Annotated in this window: 18 protein-coding genes and 1 tRNA gene; 8 read left to right on the top strand and 11 right to left on the bottom strand. The window is 71.4% G+C overall.

The features are described from left to right. Window positions 1-2 precede the first annotated feature (2 nt). The 3 genes from AB0B40_RS08570 to AB0B40_RS08580 all read right to left on the bottom strand — a co-directional run bounded on the left by AB0B40_RS08570 (window position 3) and on the right by AB0B40_RS08580 (window position 2,668). Window positions 3-1,568, bottom strand: coding sequence for a recombinase family protein (locus AB0B40_RS08570; protein WP_362263571.1), 1,566 nt, complete (start codon window positions 1,566-1,568; stop codon window positions 3-5). Between the two features lie 34 nt (window positions 1,569-1,602). Continuing rightward, on the bottom strand, window positions 1,603-1,746 hold the full coding sequence (locus AB0B40_RS08575; protein WP_345047344.1) for a hypothetical protein: 144 nt from the start codon (window positions 1,744-1,746) through the stop codon (window positions 1,603-1,605). A 67-nt stretch (window positions 1,747-1,813) separates the two neighbouring features. Continuing rightward, window positions 1,814-2,668, bottom strand: a complete 855-nt coding sequence (locus tag AB0B40_RS08580; protein WP_362263572.1) for a calcium-binding protein — start codon at window positions 2,666-2,668, stop codon at window positions 1,814-1,816. A gap of 311 nt (window positions 2,669-2,979) precedes the next feature. On the opposite strand from AB0B40_RS08580, the gene AB0B40_RS08585 reads away from it, so the two are divergent. Next, window positions 2,980-3,474, top strand: coding sequence for an LURP-one-related family protein (locus tag AB0B40_RS08585; RefSeq protein ID WP_345047342.1), 495 nt, complete (start codon window positions 2,980-2,982; stop codon window positions 3,472-3,474). 47 nt (window positions 3,475-3,521) lie between these two features. On the opposite strand, the gene AB0B40_RS08590 is transcribed toward AB0B40_RS08585, so the two are convergent. Next, window positions 3,522-4,340, bottom strand: coding sequence for a carbon-nitrogen family hydrolase (locus AB0B40_RS08590; protein WP_345047340.1), 819 nt, complete (start codon window positions 4,338-4,340; stop codon window positions 3,522-3,524). 183 nt (window positions 4,341-4,523) lie between these two features. Between AB0B40_RS08590 and AB0B40_RS08595 the strand changes: the two genes are divergently transcribed. Then, complete coding sequence (locus tag AB0B40_RS08595; RefSeq protein ID WP_345047338.1) at window positions 4,524-5,348, top strand: maleylpyruvate isomerase family mycothiol-dependent enzyme; 825 nt, start codon at window positions 4,524-4,526, stop codon at window positions 5,346-5,348. A 145-nt stretch (window positions 5,349-5,493) separates the two neighbouring features. On the opposite strand, the gene AB0B40_RS08600 is transcribed toward AB0B40_RS08595, so the two are convergent. Both AB0B40_RS08600 and AB0B40_RS08605 read right to left on the bottom strand, forming a co-directional pair. Next, entirely contained in the window at window positions 5,494-6,804 is a 1,311-nt protein-coding gene (locus AB0B40_RS08600) for an MFS transporter (RefSeq protein WP_345047337.1), read from the bottom strand. After that, on the bottom strand, window positions 6,801-7,475 hold the full coding sequence (locus AB0B40_RS08605) for a GntR family transcriptional regulator (RefSeq protein WP_345047336.1): 675 nt from the start codon (window positions 7,473-7,475) through the stop codon (window positions 6,801-6,803). Before AB0B40_RS08605 ends, AB0B40_RS08600 begins: the two co-directional genes overlap by 4 nt. Window positions 7,476-7,661: 186 nt before the next feature. Between AB0B40_RS08605 and AB0B40_RS08610 the strand changes: the two genes are divergently transcribed. The 3 genes from AB0B40_RS08610 to AB0B40_RS08620 all read left to right on the top strand — a co-directional run bounded on the left by AB0B40_RS08610 (window position 7,662) and on the right by AB0B40_RS08620 (window position 9,070). Next, window positions 7,662-8,564, top strand: coding sequence for a D-alanyl-D-alanine carboxypeptidase (locus AB0B40_RS08610; protein WP_345047335.1), 903 nt, complete (start codon window positions 7,662-7,664; stop codon window positions 8,562-8,564). A gap of 234 nt (window positions 8,565-8,798) precedes the next feature. Then, window positions 8,799-8,870 (top strand) — tRNA-Glu (locus AB0B40_RS08615). 2 nt (window positions 8,871-8,872) lie between these two features. Beyond that, a complete protein-coding gene (locus tag AB0B40_RS08620) occupies window positions 8,873-9,070 on the top strand; it encodes a hypothetical protein (protein ID WP_345047334.1) in 198 nt (65 codons plus the stop codon). Window positions 9,071-9,107: 37 nt separating this feature from the next. On the opposite strand, the gene AB0B40_RS08625 is transcribed toward AB0B40_RS08620, so the two are convergent. The 3 genes from AB0B40_RS08625 to pdhA are packed head-to-tail and all read right to left on the bottom strand — an operon-like array spanning window position 9,108 to window position 12,715. Then, window positions 9,108-10,517: a dihydrolipoamide acetyltransferase family protein gene (locus AB0B40_RS08625; RefSeq protein WP_362263573.1), complete on the bottom strand. Its 1,410-nt coding sequence runs from the start codon at window positions 10,515-10,517 to the stop codon at window positions 9,108-9,110. A 10-nt stretch (window positions 10,518-10,527) separates the two neighbouring features. After that, entirely contained in the window at window positions 10,528-11,505 is a 978-nt protein-coding gene (locus AB0B40_RS08630) for an alpha-ketoacid dehydrogenase subunit beta (RefSeq protein ID WP_345047331.1), read from the bottom strand. A 1-nt stretch (window position 11,506) separates the two neighbouring features. Beyond that, a complete protein-coding gene (gene pdhA, locus AB0B40_RS08635; RefSeq protein WP_345047330.1) occupies window positions 11,507-12,715 on the bottom strand; it encodes a pyruvate dehydrogenase (acetyl-transferring) E1 component subunit alpha in 1,209 nt (402 codons plus the stop codon). A gap of 760 nt (window positions 12,716-13,475) precedes the next feature. On the opposite strand from pdhA, the gene AB0B40_RS08640 reads away from it, so the two are divergent. Next, entirely contained in the window at window positions 13,476-14,492 is a 1,017-nt protein-coding gene (locus tag AB0B40_RS08640) for a phosphotransferase (RefSeq protein ID WP_345047328.1), read from the top strand. 85 nt (window positions 14,493-14,577) lie between these two features. Here AB0B40_RS08640 and AB0B40_RS08645 read toward each other — a convergent pair whose 3' ends face one another. Further along, a complete protein-coding gene (locus tag AB0B40_RS08645) occupies window positions 14,578-16,230 on the bottom strand; it encodes a protein kinase (protein WP_345047326.1) in 1,653 nt (550 codons plus the stop codon). A gap of 343 nt (window positions 16,231-16,573) precedes the next feature. On the opposite strand from AB0B40_RS08645, the gene AB0B40_RS08650 reads away from it, so the two are divergent. Continuing rightward, window positions 16,574-18,223 carry a protein kinase gene (locus AB0B40_RS08650; protein ID WP_362263574.1) on the top strand — a complete coding sequence of 550 codons (1,650 nt, stop codon included), beginning with the start codon at window positions 16,574-16,576 and terminating at the stop codon, window positions 18,221-18,223. A gap of 127 nt (window positions 18,224-18,350) precedes the next feature. On the opposite strand, the gene AB0B40_RS08655 is transcribed toward AB0B40_RS08650, so the two are convergent. Continuing rightward, window positions 18,351-18,896, bottom strand: a complete 546-nt coding sequence (locus AB0B40_RS08655) for a bacterial proteasome activator family protein (RefSeq protein WP_345047323.1) — start codon at window positions 18,894-18,896, stop codon at window positions 18,351-18,353. A gap of 144 nt (window positions 18,897-19,040) precedes the next feature. On the opposite strand from AB0B40_RS08655, the gene AB0B40_RS08660 reads away from it, so the two are divergent. Further along, on the top strand, window positions 19,041-19,799 hold the full coding sequence (locus tag AB0B40_RS08660; protein WP_345047322.1) for a hypothetical protein: 759 nt from the start codon (window positions 19,041-19,043) through the stop codon (window positions 19,797-19,799). Window positions 19,800-19,811: the final 12 nt, after the last annotated feature.

The following is a 19,811-nucleotide window of genomic DNA, read 5'->3' on the forward strand; positions in this document are numbered from 1 at the left end:
CGTCATTCCGTCACTTCGTCACCCGTTGACTCCGCCCCAGCCTCGTCTCTGGTCGCCCAGACGATCCGGCAGCGCTCGTCACCGCTGAACCTCACACCCACTCTGCCTCGCTGGACTTCTACTCGATCGATTGCGAGGCCAAGGCGTTCACGTCTTCCGGCCGCATCGTCGGCTTCCCAGGCTTCACGCAGCCGGCCCGCGTCCAGGAGCGGAGAGATGTCCACGGAAGGGGCAGGCATCCGAAGCAGGTCTGCGCGCAACCCCTCGATCCGGGTACGAAGGCGTCCTGCGAGCCGGTCGTACCGGTCGATCGCGTCTGCGCCGGTGAACTCGCCACGGACGTACCTGGCCTCCTCCAGGTCCGCCAGACGGGCTTCCTCGTCCACGATCTCCGCCTCGATCGCGTCCTGCTTCGCGAAAACCTCCGGGTCCTCCCTCCGCACCCAGCGATCGGCGATCACAGCGAGCAGCGGGTCCTGGGGCTCCAGGGACGGCAGGCGTGACAGGAACGCCCGGGTCACGTAGTCGTCGATGCTCTCCATGCGGGCGGAGACGCCGGAGCATCCTCGCCCCATCCGGTGGCTGGAGCACTGGTACGACGTGCCGGCCTTGCTCATCCGGGCGCCGCAGAGCCCACAGCGCGCCAAGCCCGTGAGAAGCGACTTGCCCTGCTTGTGGCCGTGCCGCTTTCCCGCCAGAGGGAACGTCCGCGCCTCGAGCTGGCGGAGGATGAGCTCGCGCTCCCCGACCGTGATGATCCCCTCGCCGATGCTCACCGTTTCGAGCGTCTCGGGGTCTCGGTAGGGGGAGACCCGGTTCATGTACTTGCGTGTCCCGTCTGCCTGCTCCTCGTACTCGGTCTGCGGCATGAGTCCGGCGAAGGCTGGTGAGCGAAGGAGCTGCATGACACTGGACGAGTTCCACTCGCCTCCGCGGGCCGACTCCACCCCGCGCTCGTTCAGCAGGCGGGCGATGTGAACGAGAGCCTTCCCGGACAGTGCTTCGTCGGCGATCAGGCGGGCGTACACGGCGGTCTCGGGGTCGTGGACGAGCTTCTTCGTCTCCGGGTCCACCAGGAGCCCGTAGGGCGGCTGTCCGCCGATCCATTGCCCTCGCCGCCGCAGGTACCGCTTGGCACTGCCCACGCGCATTCCCAGATTGCGTGACTCATTACGCGCGAGCTCCGCCAACATCGCGATGGTGACGCGGGCACTGTCGTCCTGCGTGTCGAGGCCGTCCATGACAGAGACCAGCCGCCCGCCGACCCGGCCTATGTCGTCCAGCGCCTTTCCGACCTCGCCGATGCCCTTGCGGGACAGGCGGTCGAGCTTCCAGACGACCAGAACGCCCACGACGCCGGCCGTGGCTGCTGTGATCGCCGCATCGAACCCCTTGCGGCTGACGTTCTTGTAACCGGAACGTCCACGGTCGATATGGACCTTGCGGACGGTCAGTCCGTTGCGCTCCGCCCATGCGCGGCAGTCGGCTTCCTGGCGGTCGATCGCAGTCTTGCCCTCCCGGTCCAGGGACAGGCGCAAGTACAGGTCAGCCGTGGTGTGTTGGTGCACCTTCCCGACGCTAGCGAGAAGTGCTCACATCGGTTCAGGAAATCCAGAAGTCCAGGACGACTATGCGTCCGCGCAGGTCGGCGAGGGTGTAGTGCTGGTCGCCCGTGTTCAGCCAGCCGCCCTTGCCGATCAGCTCGGGGGCGCGTACTCGGGCACGTCGGGGTGCGGAGTCGGTCATGACTCAAGGGTGCCATCCGGCGCCGGCAGACCGCCCGGCGCCTGTGGACAACCCCGGCCGGGCGCCGTCAGTCCTGGTGGACCACGTTCCGGCCGGGGCCGCCGGAGAGCTTGTCGCGGCCCTGGCCGCCGTACAGCCTGTCGTTCCCGCTGTTGCCGTACAGCGTGTCGTCGCCGCTGTTGCCGAACAGGACGTCGTCGCCCTTGCCGCCGTACAGGGTGTCGGCGCCGGACCCGCCGTAGACCGTGTCGTCGCCGTCGTCGCCGGCGAGGTCCTGGCCCGCGGCGCCGCCGCGCAGGACGTCGTCGCCCTTGCCGCCCTTGGCGATGTTGTCGCCGCCGCCCGCGTTGACCGTGTCGTTGCCGTCCCCGCCCCAGGCCAGGCCCGACCTGCCCACGCTGAGGGTGTCGTCGCCCGCGTCGCCCGAGACGTAGGCGCCGTCGAGGCGGCCGGTGTCGGTCGCCTTGTCGTTGCCCGCGCCCAGGGAGATCTCGGCGTAGGCGTAGACCTGGCCGGTGGCGTTCTTGTACGCGACGGTGTCGTTGCGGTCGCCGAGGTTCATGACCAGGGCCGCGTAGGGGTCCTGGCTGTCCACGCTGGTGACCGTGCAGGAGACCTTGGTGTGATCGGCGCCGTCCGGGTAGGCGCAGTCGTGGCCCGCCGTGATCGGGACGACGTCGTCGATCACGTAGGTGATGCCGGTCCGGTCGGCGGTGAGGGACGCGGTGACCGCCGCCTTGTTGGTCTGGCCGGCGGCGGCCTGGTAGGTGAGCTGCCAGTCGTACTGGTTGACCTCGGCGGTGGCCGACGCCGTGGCGGCGCCCGCGGTGCCGGTCAGGGCGAACGGCGCCGCCAGAGCGGCCGTGCCGACGGCCAGGACGAGGGCGCGCACCGGGCGGCGGCGGTCAGGACGAGGGGACATGGTGGACCTCCGGGAGGAACGGACGGTTCGGTGTGCCGACTTCCGTACCGTTCGACTCGGGCAGTGGCCCCCTGGTTGGTCAACTCCCTTGGCATAGGCCGAAGTTCATTTGTCGAACACCTGGTGTACGGGTGGATGACGGCATCCGGCCAGGACGCCTCGTGGCCCGTGGCCGCGTCCGCGCTCGCGGCGGCGCCCCGCGGAGCGGCCGGTGCCCGACGGGTCCCGCGGCCCGCGGCCGGCCGGGTACGACTGCGCCGCCTTCTCCCGCTTCCGTGACGATCCGCCCGCCCCGGGGAAGCATCCTCCGTATGAGATTCCTCGTGCGCGACCGCATCCTCGGCATCGGTGACGACTGGTGGATCGAGGACGAGCAGGGCCGGAAGGTGTTCCTCGTCGACGGCAAGGCGATGCGCCTGCGGGACACCTTCGAGCTGAAGGACGCCCAGGGGCGGGTCCTGATCGACATTCACCAGAAGATGCTCGCCCTGCGCGACACCATGGTGATCGAACGGGACGGCGAGCCCCTGGCCAGGATCAGGCGCAAGCGGCTGTCCCTGCTGCGCAACCACTACCGGGTCGCCCTGGTGGACGGCACCGAACTGGACGTCAGCGGCAAGATCATGGACCGGGAGTTCGCCGTCGAGTACGACGGCGAACTCCTCGCGGTGATCTCCCGCCGCTGGCTGACCGTCCGCGACACGTACGGCGTCGACGTCGTACGGGAGGACGCCGACCCGGCGCTGGTGATCGCGGTGGCGGTGTGTGTCATCCACCTCGCCGAGAAGGAAGGGGAGGAGGACTGAGCCGGGGCGGGCGCCGGCGTGCCGGCCTCACCGCAGGCGTGCCGGCCTCACCGCCGGGGTGGCTCCAGGCCCAGGACCCGGTCCTTCAGCGCCGGGAACTGCTCGCGGGTCGCGGCCACCTTCGCCGGGTCGATGTCGACCGTGAGGACCTCCTCGCCGGCGCCGGCCTCCGCGAGCACCTCGCCCCACGGATCCACCACGATCGAGTGACCCGCCTGCGGAACTCCGGCATGGGTCCCGGCCGTTCCACACGCGAGCACGAACGCCTGGTTCTCCACCGCCCGCGCCTGAGCCAGCAGCGTCCAGTGCGCGCGTCGCCGCTCGGGCCAGCCCGCCGGGACCACCAGCGTCTCGGCGCCGGCGTCGACCAGTCCGCGGAAGAGTTCGGGGAAACGGAGGTCGTAGCAGGTGGCCACGCCGAGCGTGGTCCCGGGCAGCCGCACCGTCACCAGGTCACGGCCCGCCCCCATCAGCACGGCCTCGCCCTTGTCGAAGCCGAAGCGGTGGATCTTGCGATAGGCCGCGGCCAGTTCACCGGAGGGGGAGAAGACGAGAGACGTGTTGTAGAGAGACCCCTCGTCCGCGGCGAGGCCGCTGCCGGGCGCCGCCCGCTCGGGGATGGAGCCGGCGTGCAGCCACACGCCCGCGTCGCTCGCCGCCTTGGCCATCGCCTCGTACGTCGGCCCTTCGAGCGGCTCGGCCTCGCTGCCGAACTCCTCGTAGGCGAAGGCGCCGGTGGTCCACAGTTCGGGCAGGACGACGAGGTCGGCCCCGCTCTGCTCCCGCACCAGCGCGGCCACGCGCCGCCGCCGGGAGTCGACCGGTTCCCCCTCGTCCACGTCGATCTGGATCAGCGAGGCGCGCACACTACCACCGTCCTGGCATTCGAGCCGTCCACACGGGCCTACGATCGTCACACGAAAGCACTGCCGGGGTGCCTTTCAGCAGCGTAACTTAGCCTCTCAAGACACCCGCCGAAGTGCAGCCGCCGCCCGCTGGCATTGCCGCCACAACCTGCCCGTGTACCGACCGCCGAGGGGTCCCGTTCCGTGAGTCTGCATCCCACCCTCCAGCCCTACGCCGATGCCTGGACGCACTCCATCGAAGCGATATCCGAGATGGTGCAGTCGCTCGTCGAGGGCGAGTGGAACCGGCGGACGCCCTGCCCCGGCTGGTCGGTCAGGGACATCGTGTCCCATGTCATCGGCCTGGACTGCGAGATGCTGGGCGATCCGCGCCCCATCCACGCCCTGCCGCGCGACCTGTTCCACGTCACCACCGAGCACCAGCGCTACATGGAGATGCAGGTCGACGTCCGCCGCCACCACACGGCGCCGGAGATGACGGCCGAGCTGGAGTACACGGTCATCCGGCGCAACCGCCAGCTGCGCAACGAGTCCCGGGACCCCGGCACCCTGGTACGCGGGCCGCTGAGCACGGAGATCACGCTGGAGCAGGCCTACCGTGCCCGTGCGTTCGATGTCTGGGTGCACGAGCAGGACCTGCGCACGGCCCTCGGCCGCCCCGGCAACCTGGACTCGCCGGGCGCCCACGTCACCCGGGACGTGCTGCTGGAGGCGCTGCCGAAGGTCGTGGCGAAGAAGGCGGACGCCCCCCGCAGTTCGGCGGTCGTGATCGACGTGCACGGCCCGGTCGAGTTCCTGCGCACCGTCCGCGTCGACATCCAGGGCCGCGGCACGGTGGAGACCGCCCCCGCCCTCGGCCCCGCCGCCACCCTCGTCCTGGACTGGGAGACCTACGTCCGTCTGGCGTGTGGCCGCGTCACTCCCGAGGCGGTGGCGGACCGGGTGAAGACGGAGGGCGACCAGGACCTGGCATCGGCGATCCTGCACCACTTCACGGTGACGCCGTAGCGCCTTCGGACGGGACCGCCGCGTCCGTCCGCCGACGGGCGGGTACCCCTACGAGCCGGTCGGGCGGCCCGTCGGCCGGAAGCGGGGGCACCCGGGCGGGCGGAACGCGCTCACCCGAGGAACGCGCTCACCCGGCGGAACGCGCTCAAGCCGCGGGCACGTGCACCGTCTCCACGCGGCTGGCGACCAGCCGCTCACGCTCCCGCCGGGCCGCCCGCCCCCGCAGCCGCAGAATCTGGCTGACGCCGAGCGCCTGGAGGACGAACACGGCCGAGAAGGCCACGGTGTAGTCGTCCCCGGTCGCATCGAGCAGCACGCCGATCGCGAACAGCGTGGTCATGGAGGCGATGAAGCCGCCCATGTTGGTGATGCCGGACGCCGTGCCCTGCCGCTCGGGCGGATTCGCGGGCCGGGAGAAGTCGAACCCGAGCATCGACGCCGGCCCGCACGCGCCCAGCACCGCGCACAGCACCAGCAGGAGCCACATCGGCGCACGCTCCCCCGGATACGCCAGCGTCACCGCCCACAGCAGCGCGGTGGCGCCCACCGTGCCCAGCGCCAGCGGCAGCCGCGCCGCGTGGTGCCGGGCGACGATCTGGCCGTAGACCAGGCCGATCACCATGTTGGACAGGACGACGAGGGTGAGCAGCTCGCCGGCCGTGGCGCGGCTGAGGCCCTGCGCCTCGACCAGGAACGGCAGACCCCACAGCAGCAGGAACACCATCGCCGGGAACTGGGTGGTGAAGTGCACCCACAGGCCCAGCCGGGTGCCCGGCTCGCGCCAGGCCGCGGCGATCTGCCGGCGGACGTAGGCCGCGCCCCGGTGGGCGGACGGCTCCGGTTCCTGCCCCTCGGGATGGTCCTTGAGGAACAGCAGGGTCAGGACCAGGACGACGGCGCCCGCCAGCGCGCTGCCCGCGAACGCCGGGGTCCAGCCGATGCTGTGCAGCAGCCGGGCCAGGACCAGTGTGGACACCAGGTTGCCGGCCATGCCGACCAGCCCCGCGAGCTGCGCGACCAGCGGCCCGCGCCGGGCCGGGAACCAGCGGGTGCCGAGCCGTAGGACGCTGATGAAGGTCATCGCGTCGCCGCAGCCCAGCAGCGCCCGGGAGGCGAGCGCGGTGCCGTACGAGGGGGAGAAGGCGAAGCCCAGCTGCCCGGCGGTGAACAGCACGGCCCCGATGCTCAGCACCTTCTTGGTGCCGAGGCGGTCCACCAGCAGGCCGACGGGTATCTGCATGCCCGCGTAGACCAGCAGCTGGAGTATGGAGAACGTCGAGAGGGCGGAGGCGTTGACGTGGAAGCGGTCGGCCGCGTCGAGGCCGGCCACACCCAGTGACGTACGGAAGATGACGGCGACGAAGTAGACGGCCACACCTATGGACCACACGGCGACGGCCCGGCGTCCGCCCGGCGGGTCACCCGGGAGGGTGGCGTTGCGCTCGTGAGCGCTCATCGGACCTCACCCCGGGCGAGGTGCGAGAACCAGCTCACATGCCGGTGCACGACCGCGACAGCCGCCTCCGCGTCCCCGGCGCGCAGCGCCTGGAGGATCTCCTCGTGCTCGGCGAGCGTCTTGGCGATCCGGTCGGGGTGCGAGTGCATGACGGCCACGCCCATCCGCAGCTGGCGGTCGCGCAGCTGGTCGTAGAGGCGGGAGAGGATCTCGTTGCCCCCGCTGCGCACGATCTCGGCGTGGAAGCAGCGGTCGGTGACCGCGGCGGCGGCCAGATCACCGGCCTCGGCCTGCGCCTTCTGCTGCTCCAGCAACCCGGTCAGCCGCTCCAGCAGGCCCGGCGGGGCGGGTACGGCCTTACGGGCCGCGTGTCCCTCCACCAGCAGCCGGGTCTCCACCACGTCGGCGATCTCCTGGGCGGAGACCGGCAGGACCAGGGCGCCCTTCTTCGGGTAGAGGCGGATGAGACCCTCCACCTCCAGCCGCAGCAGCGCCTCCCGGACCGGCGTGCGGGAGACCCCGACGGCTTCGGCCAGCTCACCCTCGGTGAGCAGGGTGCCGCCCTCGTAGCGGCGGTCGAGCACTCCCTGCTTGACGTGGGCGTACACGCGCTCGGCGGCGGGCGGCGGCTTGAGGGACTGCGGGGCGGGCTGCTCGACGGCCGTTTTCATGCCCACAGGATAGATACATCACGTACGCATGCGGCAGGGCCGTCCATCATGCGGACGTGATGAACGCCTCTCGCAGCGGCCGCACAACCTTCTGTGCTACTTACGTGTCACACACATGCGGCTCCCTTTCACCCCACCCAACTCGGCCGCACATCAGGGGCATTCAAGACTTCGAGGTACATCACGTTGATTACCGGCATTACGGGCACCCGCCTCCGTCGAGCCGCCGCCGTCGCCGTCACCTCCGGTGCGCTGCTCGCCACCGGTGCCCTCACCGCAGCGCCCGCGCAGGCCGTCGCCACGCCATCGATCGTGGCCAAGGGCGGGTACCTCATGAACAACTCCAACAGCTCGTCGCTGTTCCTGAAGAAGGCGGACACGCAATTCGCCACCGGCTCCACCACCAAGATCATGACCGCCAAGGTCGTGCTCGCACAGCCGCACCTCAACCTGAAGAGCACGGTCACGATCGACAAGGCGTACAGCGACTACGTCGTCAGGAACAACGCCTCCCAGGCGCACCTGATCGTCGGTGACAAGGTGACGGTGGGCCAGCTGCTGTACGGCCTGATGCTGCCGTCCGGCTGTGACGCCGCCTACGCGCTCGCCGACAAGTTCGGTACCGGCACCACCCGCCCGGCGCGCGTGAAGAACTTCATCGGCAAGATGAACACCGCTGCCAGGAACCTGGGTCTGACGCACACCCACTTCGACTCCTTCGACGGCATCGGCAACGGCGACAACTACTCGACGCCGCGCGACCTGACGAAGATCGCCAGCAGCGCGATGAAGAACTCCACGTTCCGCACGGTCGTCAAGACGAAGACGTACACCGCCACGACGAGGACCAAGTCGGGCGGCACCCGCACGATGGCCCCGTGGAAGAACACCAACGGGCTGCTCAGCAGCTACAGCGGCACCATCGGCGTGAAGACCGGCTCCGGCCCGGAGGCCAAGTACTGCCTGGTCTTCGCCGCGACCCGGAACGGCAAGACGGTCATCGGCACCGTCCTCGCCTCCTCCTCCATCGCCCAGCGCGAGGCGGACGCCAAGAAGCTCCTCACCTACGGCTTCGCCCGGCTCGGCTGACACCCAGTCGGCTCGGCTGACACCCAGTCGGTTCGGCCGGCGACAGTCGGCCCGGCCGGCTGACGCACAGCCGGCTCCGCTGACACACGGTCAAGCCCCGGGGGCCCGTCGCGCACGCGGCGGGCCCTTTGCGCTGCGCCGGCACCCATGACCGGGCCGGGAGCCGCTCATGTCCGCATCCGGACGGAAAATCCGTTCGTACGCACCGGCTGTGGCTGTCTGCCGTCGGCCCATCGACGTGTAGCTCAGCAGCAGAGCACCGGGCTCTCAGCCCGGAGGGCGCGGGGGCGGAACCCGCCACGTCGGCTATGAACGACGACGCTGAGCAGCAGCCCCTCGCCCAGGCGAACCCCGGCTACGCGGCCGGCCGACTGGCCGCCGCACTCCGTACCGCCGCCACGCACGGGAACCCGGACACCCGCCGGGGCGCGCGGGAACGCGGGCGCCGGCGGCGTGCCGTCCTGGACGGCATGGCGAACGGCCGCCTGACCGCCGGCGAGGGCTGAGCCGCGCGCCCGGGGACGGGTGCGCGGCCCTCTCGGCTCACGCCCAGGTGATCAGCCGCTTCGGCTGCTCCAGGACGGCCGCCACGTCAGCCAGCACCTTCGAGCCCAGCTCGCCGTCCACCAGGCGGTGGTCGAAGCTCAGCGCCAGCGTGGTGACCTGGCGCGGCTTGACCTTGCCCTTGTGGACCCACGGCTGGAGCTTGATCGCGCCGACCGCGAGGATCGCCGACTCCCCCGGGTTGAGGATCGGGGTGCCCGTGTCGACGCCGAAGACGCCCACGTTGGTGATGGTCACCGTGCCGCCCTGCATCGCGGCCGGCGAGGTCTTGCCCTCGCGGGCCGTCGACACCAGCTCGCCCAGCGACTCCGCCAGCTGTGGCAGCGTCTTGGCGTGGGCGTCCTTGATGTTCGGCACGATCAGCCCACGCGGAGTCGCCGCCGCGATGCCCAGGTTGACGTAGTGCTTGAGCACGATCTCCTGGTTGGCCTCGTCCCAGGACGCGTTGACGTCCGGGTTGCGCTTGATGGCGACCAGCAGGGCCTTGGCGATCAGCAGGAGCGGGTTGACCCGCAGGCCCTGCATGTCCTTGTCCTGCTTCAGCTCCTCGACCAGCTTCATCGTGCGGGTCACGTCGACCGTCACGAACTCCGTGACGTGCGGCGCCGTGAACGCCGAACCGACCATCGCCGCAGCCGTCGCCTTGCGCACGCCCTTGACCGGGACCCGCGTCTCACGCGCGCCGTCGAAGGTCGCGGCAGGGGCCGCGGGGGCCGGGGCCGGGCGGACGGCGGCGGGGGTCTTCACCACCGGCTCGGGAGCGGTGGTGGCCGTGGCCGCCGCGTGGACGTCCTCGCGGGTGATGATGCCGTCCGCGCCGGACGGGACGATCGCGGCCAGGTCGACGCCCAGGTCCTTGGCCAGCTTGCGCACCGGCGGCTTGGCCAGCGGGCGGGCCTTGTCGGTGACCGCGCCGTCGTGGCCGTTCAGCTCCGCCTGGACGGCCTGTGCCGCCTGTGCCGGGACCGTGGCCTCGGGGCCCTTGCGGGGGCGGCGCCTGGTGGCGGAGGTGGCCACGCCGTAGCCGACGAGGACCGGCTGGCGGCCCTGCGGCTTCGGCTCCTCCTCCGGCTCAGCCGCTTCCGGCTTCGGCTGCTCGGCGGGCGCCTCCGGTGCGGCACCCCCGGCACCGGCCACGGCCACCGCGATGATGGACGTGCCCACGTCCACCGTGGTGCCCTCGGGGAAGTGCAGCGCGCGGACCACGCCGTCGTAGGGGATGGGCAGCTCCACCGCCGCCTTGGCGGTCTCCACCTCGCAGACGACCTGGCCGTCGGTGACCGTGTCACCCGGCTGGACGTACCACTTGAGGATCTCCGCCTCGGTGAGTCCCTCGCCCACGTCGGGCATCTTGAACTCGCGTACGGACGCTTCTGTCATCGTCGTCACGACCCTCTCCTCAGTACGCCAGCGAGCGGTCGACGGCGTCGAGCACGCGGTCGAGGTCGGGCAGGTACTCCTCCTCCAGGCGGGCCGGCGGGTACGGGGCGTGGTAGCCGCCGACCCGCAGGACCGGTGCCTCCAGGTGGTAGAAGCAGCGCTCGGTGATCCGTGCGGCGATCTCCGCGCCGGAGCCGAAGAACACCGGCGCCTCGTGCACCACGACCAGGCGGCGGGTCTTCTCCACCGAGGACTGGACGGCGTCGAAGTCGAGGGGGCTGACCGAGCGCAGGTCCAGGACCTCCAGGGACTTGCCCTCCTCGGCCGCCGCGTCGGCGACCTCCTGGCAGAGCTTCACCATCGGGCCGTAGGCCGCCAGGGTGAGGTCGGTGCCCTCGCGGACCACGCGCGCCCTGTGCAGCGGGGCCGGGATCGCCTCGAAGTCGACCTCGGCCTTGTCCCAGTACCGCCGCTTGGGCTCGAAGTAGATCACCGGGTCGTCGCTCTGGATGGCCTGCTGCATCATCCAGTACGCGTCCGAGGCGTTGGACGGGCTGACCACCTTCAGGCCCGCCACGTGCGCGAACAGCGCCTCGGGGGACTCGGAGTGGTGCTCGACCGCGCCGATGCCGCCGCCGTAGGGGATGCGGACGACGACCGGCAGCTTGACCTTGCCCAGCGAGCGCGCGTGCATCTTCGCGAGCTGGGTGACGATCTGGTCGTAGGCCGGGAAGACGAAGCCGTCGAACTGGATCTCCACCACCGGGCGGTAGCCGCGCAGGGCCAGGCCGATGGCGGTGCCGACGATGCCGGACTCGGCGAGCGGGGTGTCGATCACCCGGCTCTCGCCGAAGTCCTTCTGCAGGCCGTCCGTCACCCGGAAGACACCGCCGAGCTTGCCGACGTCCTCGCCCATGACCAGCACCTTGGGGTCGGTGTCCAGCGCATGGCGCAACGACTCGTTGATGGCCTTGGCCATCGCCATCTTCTCGGCCATCTCAGTGACCCCCTTCATCGGCGAACGACGCCTGGTATGCGGCGAACTGGGCGCGCTCCTCGTCGACGAGCGCGTGCCCGTCCGCGTACGCGTTCTCGAAGATGGCGAAGCGGTCCGGGTCGGGCATGGCGCGGACCGCTTCGCGCACTCGTCTGCCCAACGCCTCGGACTCGGCCTCGAGTTCCGCGAAGAATCCCTCGTCCGCGTGGTTTGAGGCCTCCAGGTGCCGGCGAAGGCGCAGGATCGGGTCCTTCGCCTCCCAGGCCATCCGCTCCTCGTCGCCCCGGTAGCGGGTGGGGTCGTCGGAGGTGGTGTGGGCGCCCATGCGGTAGGTGTACGCCTCCACGAGGGTGGGGCCCTCGCCGCTGCGGGCGCGTTCCAGCGCCCACTTGGTGACCGCGAGGCAGGCCAGCACGTCGTTGCCGTCGACGCGGACGCCGGGGAAGCCGTACCCCTGGGCGCGCTGGTAGAGCGGGACGCGGGTCTGGCGCTCGGTCGGCTCGGAGATCGCCCACTGGTTGTTCTGGCAGAAGAACACCACCGGGGCGTTGTAGACCGCGGAGAAGGTGAACGATTCGGCGACGTCGCCCTGGCTGGAGGCGCCGTCGCCGAAGTAGGCGATGACCGCCGAGTCCGCGCCGTCCTTGGTGATGCCCATGGCGTAGCCGGTGGCGTGCAGCGCCTGGGAGCCGATGACGATCGTGTAGAGGTGGAAGTTGTTGCTGTTCGGGTCCCAGCCGCCGTTGTTCACGCCGCGGAACATGCCGAGCAGGTTGGTCGGGTCGACCCCGCGGCACCAGGCGACGCCGTGCTCGCGGTAGGTCGGGAAGACGTAGTCGTCCTCGCGGGTGGCCCGGCCGGAGCCGATCTGTGCCGCCTCCTGCCCCAGCAGGGAGGCCCACAGGCCCAGTTCGCCCTGGCGCTGCAGGGCGGTGGCCTCGGCGTCGAAGCGACGGGTGAGCACCATGTCGCGGTAGAGGCCGCGCAGCTCTTCGGGGGTGATGCCGGCGACGTAGGCGTCGTACTCGGCGTTCTTGACCCGCTTGCCCTCCGGGGTCAGCAACTGCACGAGTTCGGGGTCGGCGCTCTTCTTCGCGGTACTGCGGGTGGTGCGCTTGGTGCCGGTGGCTCCGGTACTGCTGCCGGTGGTGCCGGCCTTGCCTGCGGCGCTGCGTCGCGGCTGGCGCGCGGCACTGCTCTCCACGGTCACGTGTGCTCCTCCGTCGTTCCGGCCCCCGGGGTTGCCGGTAGGCCAGTGCGGCTCACCTGTTGTCGACCACCGGGCACGGGGTGGGTGCCACTCGGCCGGGAACAGGCGTGACAGGTGCCCCGGCGAGCGCCCTGCAACCATTACGTTACCCAGTGCCTCACATTTCTGTGAAACCTCGTTTGACCTGCGATTTTGCTTGGATTTCCAAGTAAATCGAGGCAATGCGAAAGCGCGCTGGTCACAGCGTTGCGGCCGTCCGGAGCAACCGCACGTTATCTCGCCCACCCGGGTCCCGGGAAGAGTTCCATGTGAGACGTACCTCGTGCGCGAAGCGGGAAATATAGGGGTTTTTCCGCGCGATAGCCAGGAGACCGCACGCCGCGACGTAGAGGAGATGTCCTCCGTCCGGCCGTCCTTCCCGCGTCCTTCCGGCGTCCTTCCGGCCTTCTTCCGGCTCCTTCCGGCTCCTTCCGGCTCCTTCCGGCTCCTTCCGGCTCCTTCCGGCCTCCTTCCTGGCGTCCGGTCATCCGGTCATCCGACGGAGAAAGACGATCAAGAATTCCGCCTCGGGCCCGCTCACCGAATCCGGAATGCGGTGACACCCTCTCCGGCCGCTGCCCTTGTCGCCCGTATGCAGGCGGAAAAGCCCGCGCGATGACTGAAAGCGACCATTGGCGACTGGCTGTGACAAGGCCCAGCTCACAGGGGCCGCGCGTGCCCTACCATCTGGCGCGTGCCGCGCTCATGTGTACCCCCCGTTGTGCCCCATGCGCCCCCTCTGGGCGCCCTGCTCCGCCTGTATGCGGCGGGTACCGCCCTCACCTGTGAGCCGGTCGACCAGGGACTGCTCAACCGCGGCTACCGGCTGTGCACCACACGCGGCCGCTACTTCCTCAAACACCACTTCGACCCGGACACCGCCGACCCGGCCGCCATCGAACGCCGGCACCGGGCCACCCAGCGCCTGGCCGACCTCGGCGTCCCGGTCGCCCCGCCGCTCGCGCACCGGGAGGGCCGCACGGTCGCCGTCGTCGGCGGCCACGCCTACGCACTGCACCCCTGGATCGACGGCAGGCACCGTCACGGCGGTCAGCTCACCCGCGGGGAGAGCGCCCGCCTCGGAGCGCTCCTGGGGGCCGTACACGCCTGTCTGGAGCGTGTGATGCCCCCCAAGGGACGCACGCGTCCGGCGACGAGCCCGCACCCCGTGGAGAGCGCCGACCCGGCGGACACCTTCGCCCTCATCGACGACCTGCTCGCGCATGTACGCCGGCACCGGCCCGCCGACGCCTTCGACGAACTCGCCCGGCACCGGCTGCTGGAGCGCCGCGCGCTCCTGGAGCAGCACGCGGGCCGGCGCCCGCCGCGCGGCGGCTCGGTGGGCTGGGTGCACGGCGACTTCCACCCGTTCAACCTGCTCTACAAGGACGACGCCCCGGCCGCCATCGTGGACTGGGACCGGCTCGGCGTGCAGCCGCGCGCGGAGGAGGCGGTCCGCGCCGCCGTGATCTTCTTCGTCCGGCCCGGCGGGACGCTGGACCTGCCGAAGGTGCGTGCCTACGCACGCACGTACCGGCGCGCGGCCGGTGCCACGCCCTCGGAGCTGGCGGCGGCCGTGCACCGGGTGTGGTGGGAGCGGCTGAACGACTTCTGGATGCTGCGCTGGCACTACGAGCGCGGCGACACGCGCGCGGACTGCCAGTTCCCGGCCGCGTCGGCACTCGCGGTGTGGTGGACGCGCGAGTACGACGCGGTGTGCGACGCGTTCGTGCAGTGAGCCGGGGCGGCCCGCCGCGGACACCCTCGGATCAGGCCGGGCCGCCCGGGCCGGCCGGCGCCGTCCCGGCCGCCGTGGGCGTCCTTCAACCGCCGGCGGTGGCGCCCGAGGTGCCGTCCGTCGTGGTCCCGTCGGTGGTGGTGCCGGTGCCGCCCTGCGTGGCTCCGCCGTCGGTGGCGCCGGCGTCGGTGGTCCCCCCGTCGGTGGTCCCGTCGGTCGTGTCGCCGCCGGCCGTGGTCCCGCCGTCCGTCGGGTTCGTGGGCTGCGACTGCGAGGGCTCCGGGTTCGAGGGCTCGTCGCTCGGGGTGGAACTGGCCGACTGCGACTGGCTGTAGGACGGCGTGGTCGCCGGCGGCCAGCCGGACCCGGTGCCCGTGTCCGAGCCGGTGTCCGTGGAGGTATCGGTGGGCTGGTCGGTCTGGTTCTTGTCGGACGGGGTCGGGGAGGGCGACGTGTCCTTCGTGCTCTTGGAGTGCGTCGTCTTCGGCTTGGTGTCGGTGCCGCTGCCGCCGTTGCCGCCCGCGCCCTTCAGCGCCAGCGCGACGCCCGCCGCGATCGCGATGACGGCGAGCACGGCCAGCACCACCAGCTTGCCGCGCCCGCTGCCCTTGTTGCCGTGCCCCTCGAAACCGCCGTCGTCGCCGTTGCCGTAGCCGGCGGGCAGGATCGGCTGCGGGATCTGCGCGGTGCCGGCCCCCTCCGTGGAGTGGGGCATGACGGTCGTCCCGGCGAAGCCGCCCGCCGGGGTGTGCCGGCCGTCGTGCGTCTGGACCGGGCCGGTGTTCCAGGTGCCGGTGTGGCCGCCCTGCTCGTACAGCATCTGCAGGCCGTACTGGACCATGCCGCGCATCTCCTCGGCCGTCTGGAACCGGTCGTCGGGCTCCTTGGCGAGAGAGCGCATGACCAGGCCGTCCAGCTCGGGCGGGCAGGTCCCGTCGGCGACCTGCGACGGCGGTACCGGCATGTCCTGGACGTGCTGGTAGACCACCGACAGCGGGGTCTCACCGGTGAACGGGGGCCGCAGCGAGAGGAGTTCGTAGAGCAGGCAGCCGGTCGCGTACAGGTCGGAGCGGTGGTCGACGGCCTTGCCGAGCGCCTGCTCCGGGGAGAGGTACTGCGGGGTGCCCATGACCATGCCGGTCTGCGTCATCGTCGTGGACGCGCCGTGCAGGGCGCGGGCGATGCCGAAGTCCATCACCTTGACGGCGCCGCTGTGGGTGATGATGACATTCGCCGGCTTGATGTCACGGTGCACGATGCCATGCTGGTGCGAGTAGGCGAGCGCCTCCAGCACGCCGGAGGTGATGATCAGGGCCTGCTCGGGGCCCGGCGCCTCGGCGTTCAGCAGCAGGTCGCGGATGGTCCGGCCCTCGACCAGCTCCATGACGATGTACGGCACGGACTGGCCGCCCACCACATCCTCGCCGGAGTCGTACACGGCGACGATCGCGTGGTGGTTGAGGCCCGCGACCGACTGCGCCTCGCGTGTGAAGCGCGCCTTGGAGACCGGGTCCTCGGCCAGGTCCGCGCGGAGCAGCTTGACCGCGACCGTGCGGCCCAGGCGGACGTCCTCGGCCGCGAACACCTCGGCCATGCCGCCCCGGCCCAGCCGGTGCGTCAGCCGGTACCGGCCGTCGCCGACGAGCCCGCCGTTGCCCCACAGCTCCGGCGCGTCCGACACGCCGCCGCCAGTCGCCTCGGGGTCGGACGGGCCCTGAGAGCGCTGCGTCTGTGCCATCAGTCCTCGCCGTCGTTTCTGCCCGCGGTGCGCGCGGTGTTGTCACGGTCTCCGTCGGCCACGCTACAGCCTCCATGGGGGCCGCCGGTTCGGAACGGCAACCGGGACCGACCCGTGACGGACCGGCCATGAAACCTGTAGCAGGCGCTGTCGTGCAAATTCTGTGTGCCGGTCGTACATCACCTGTAACGCTTGCGCGACGCTTCCTGCCCGTACGGTCACGGAACGGGCACCGAGCTTGACGTGCCGGGGCCCTGGGGCAGACTTGGCCGGGAATGAGAGATTCGATCAAGGCCTGTCCGCTGGTCGACGGCGCCGGACGGCCAGTGGGGGACGCGGAGAGATGAGCCAGGACGGCGCACACGGCCGGTACGCGGGGCAAGCGCTGGCCGGTGGCCGCTACCAGCTGCGCGACTTGCTGGGCGAGGGCGGCATGGCCTCGGTGCACCTGGCGTACGACACGGTGCTGGACCGCCAGGTCGCCATCAAGACGCTCCACACCGAACTGGGCCGCGAACAGGCCTTCCGCGAGCGCTTCCGCCGCGAGGCGCAGGCCGTGGCGAAGCTCACGCACACCAACATCGTGTCCGTCTTCGACACGGGCGAGGACGAGCTGACCGGCACGGCGACGCCGTACATCGTCATGGAGTACGTCGAGGGCCGGCCGCTGGGCTCGGTCCTGGAGGAGGACATCCGGCAGTACGGCGCGATGCCCGCCGACAAGGCCCTGAGGATCACCGCCGACGTGCTCGCCGCCCTGGAGATCAGCCACGAGATGGGGCTGGTCCACCGCGACATCAAGCCGGGCAACGTGATGACGACCAGGCGTGGCGTGGTCAAGGTGATGGACTTCGGCATCGCCCGCGCCATGCAGTCCGGCGTCACCTCGATGACGCAGACCGGCATGGTCGTCGGCACCCCGCAGTACCTCTCGCCCGAGCAGGCACTGGGCCGGAGCGTGGACGCCCGCTCCGACCTGTACTCGGTCGGCATCATGCTCTTCCAACTGGTCACCGGACGGCTGCCGTTCGACGCCGACTCGCCGCTGGCGATCGCGTACGCGCACGTGCAGGAGGAGCCGGTGGCGCCCTCCTCGGTCAACCGTGCGCTGCCGCCCGCCGTGGACGCGCTGGTCGCCCGCGCGCTGAAGAAGAACCCGAACGAGCGTTTCCCGACCGCCGAGTCCATGCGTGCCGAGTGCCTGCGCGTCGCGGCCTCCTTCCAGGCGGCCCCGCCGAGCATCGTGCCGGGTGCCGGGCCGCGGCAGAGCGGGGCGGGTGTCGGTTCCGCGGTGTTCCCGCCGGTCGGCCAGGCGCCCTCGGCGCCCCAGGGCCAGGTGCAGACGCCGTACCAGCCGGCTCCGGCCCCCAGCCCGTACGGCCACCCGGCGCCCGCCCCTTCCTACGGCTATCCGCAGCAGGGCGCGTACCAGCCCCCTCCCGCGGCAGCCGGGTACCCGACACCTCCCGTCGGCTACGGCCCGCAGACCCCGCCGCCGTACGCGGGTTCCCCGGCCACGGCCGGGGGGCCCGGCGTGCGCGTCCGGGACAAGCGGCCGAGGGTCATCGCCGCGGTCGCGATGGCGGCCATCGTGGTCGCCGGGCTGATCGTCGCGCTGTCCCTGAAGAACGCCGGCGGTGGCACCGACGAGGCGCAGGGCGGCGGCTCGGCGGCCTCGCAGTCCGCGTCCCACCGTGCGGGATATCGCGGTCCGGACCACACCCGGCGGATCGACAAGCAGAAGTGCACCGATCCGCAGGAGTCCTACACCGACCCGAAGAAGGCCCAGATGCCCGACTTCCGGTTCAAGGACATCGACTCCGTGAAGGAGTGCCTCCAGGCCGCGGGCTGGAAGTGGGACATCAAGCAGCAGGACGACAACACCTGGGGCGACGGGACGGTCATGAACCAGTTCCCCGCCCAGGGCACCGACGTCGACCCGAAGAACGTGGGCACCATCGAGCTGAGTGTGTCGACGGGCAATCCCGCGTAGTGACCCGCACCCGGGCGTAGCCCCCGCCGGCTCCGGCGGCCCGGCGAATAGGTCGGGCCCGGCGGTCGTCCGCCGGGCCCTGCGTGTGTCGTGTCCGGTGCTCCGGCCGAGTGGGCCGGCGGGCTGCTTACAGGTACGGTCCGCCCGAGCGGCCGCCCATGGGGTCGTCGCCGCCCTCGTGGCCGGAGACGCCCGGCGGGAGCGCGCGGCGCATCTGCTCCAGCTGGGCCCGCGCGGCCATCTGCTGGGCGAACAGCGTCGTCTGGATCCCGTGGAAGAGGCCCTCCAGCCAGCCCACCAACTGCGCCTGCGCGATCCGCAGTTCCGCGTCGCTCGGGGTGGCCTCGTCGGTGAACGGCAGGGAGAGCCGTTCCAGTTCCTCGACCAGTTCCGGGGCCAGGCCGTCCTCCAGCTCCTTCACCGAGCTGGCGTGGATCTCCTTCAGCCGGACCCGGCTGGCCTCGTCGAGGGGAGCCGCGCGCACCTCCTCCAGGAGCTGCTTGATCATGCTGCCGATCCGCATGACCTTGGCCGGCTGCTCGACCTGCTCCGTCAGCGGGGTCTCACGGGAGCCGTCGTCCCCGCCACCGCCGCCGCCGAGCGCCATACCGTCCTGGCCCACGACCAGGATCTGGGGATTCTCGGGCGACCGTTCGTTCCTCGGCATCTCCATGCCGCCATTCTCTCGCACGCGGACAGCTCATCACCGTGGTGCCCCCTCGTGGCGTTGATCCACCGTTTAGACCTGTCGGCTCAATCCGAAATGCCCCATCAAGCGCTCAATGTGAGGCTTGTTTCCGTTGGTTATCCGTAGGTCATGGCACCTGGGTTCCGGGAGGTCACCGACGTGACTCCACGCCAGCGACTCACGCTCCGCTGTCTGCGGCTGCTGGTCGTCCTGACGGCGACGGCCGTGCCGGTGTACGGCGCCGCCGCCGCGTACGGCAGCACAGCCGCGTACACCGCCGAGCCGGGCCCCGCCCGCGCGTCCGCCAGGGGACACGGGGAGGAGCAGCCGGCGCCGACGCGGCACGCGTCCCCGGACCACTCCCCGCCCCGGCACCCCGCCCCGGTCCGCGGGCACCCGGAGCGGGAACGGCCGGGCGACGACGGCCCGAGCCCGGAGCCGTCCGCCTCCGCAGGTCCGGCGCACCACGACTCGCCCGTGCCCGTGCCGTCCGACTCCGCCTCGGCGTCGGTGCGCCCCTACCTCTCCCTCACCTCCGCGTCACCGTCCCGGGCGGGCAGCAGGCCCGGTGAGGGGCGGATGCGGCCGGGCCGGGCGGACGGGCTCGCGACCGAGGTGGAGGGCGACGACGACCTGGCCACAGCCACTCCCGCCGCACAGCCGGCGGAGCCGGAGACCACGAACCTGCCGGCCGCCTCCCAGTCGCCCGCGGAATCCGGACTCGACCCCGCCACGCCTGCGCCGCAGTCCGACACCCAGCAGGCGGCCCAGCAGGGCGAGGCCCCCGCGGAGCCGGTCCTGCGGATCCTCCCGCTGGGCAGCGGCCTGGTCCTCATAGGCCTGGGCCTGGGGCTGGCGCTCCTGGGCCTGCGACTGCGCAGGAACTGACCGCCCGGCACC

The sequence above is a fragment of the Streptomyces sp. NPDC042638 genome (assembly GCF_040647235.1).
Taxonomy (GTDB): Bacteria; Actinomycetota; Actinomycetes; order Streptomycetales; family Streptomycetaceae; genus Streptomyces; species Streptomyces rameus.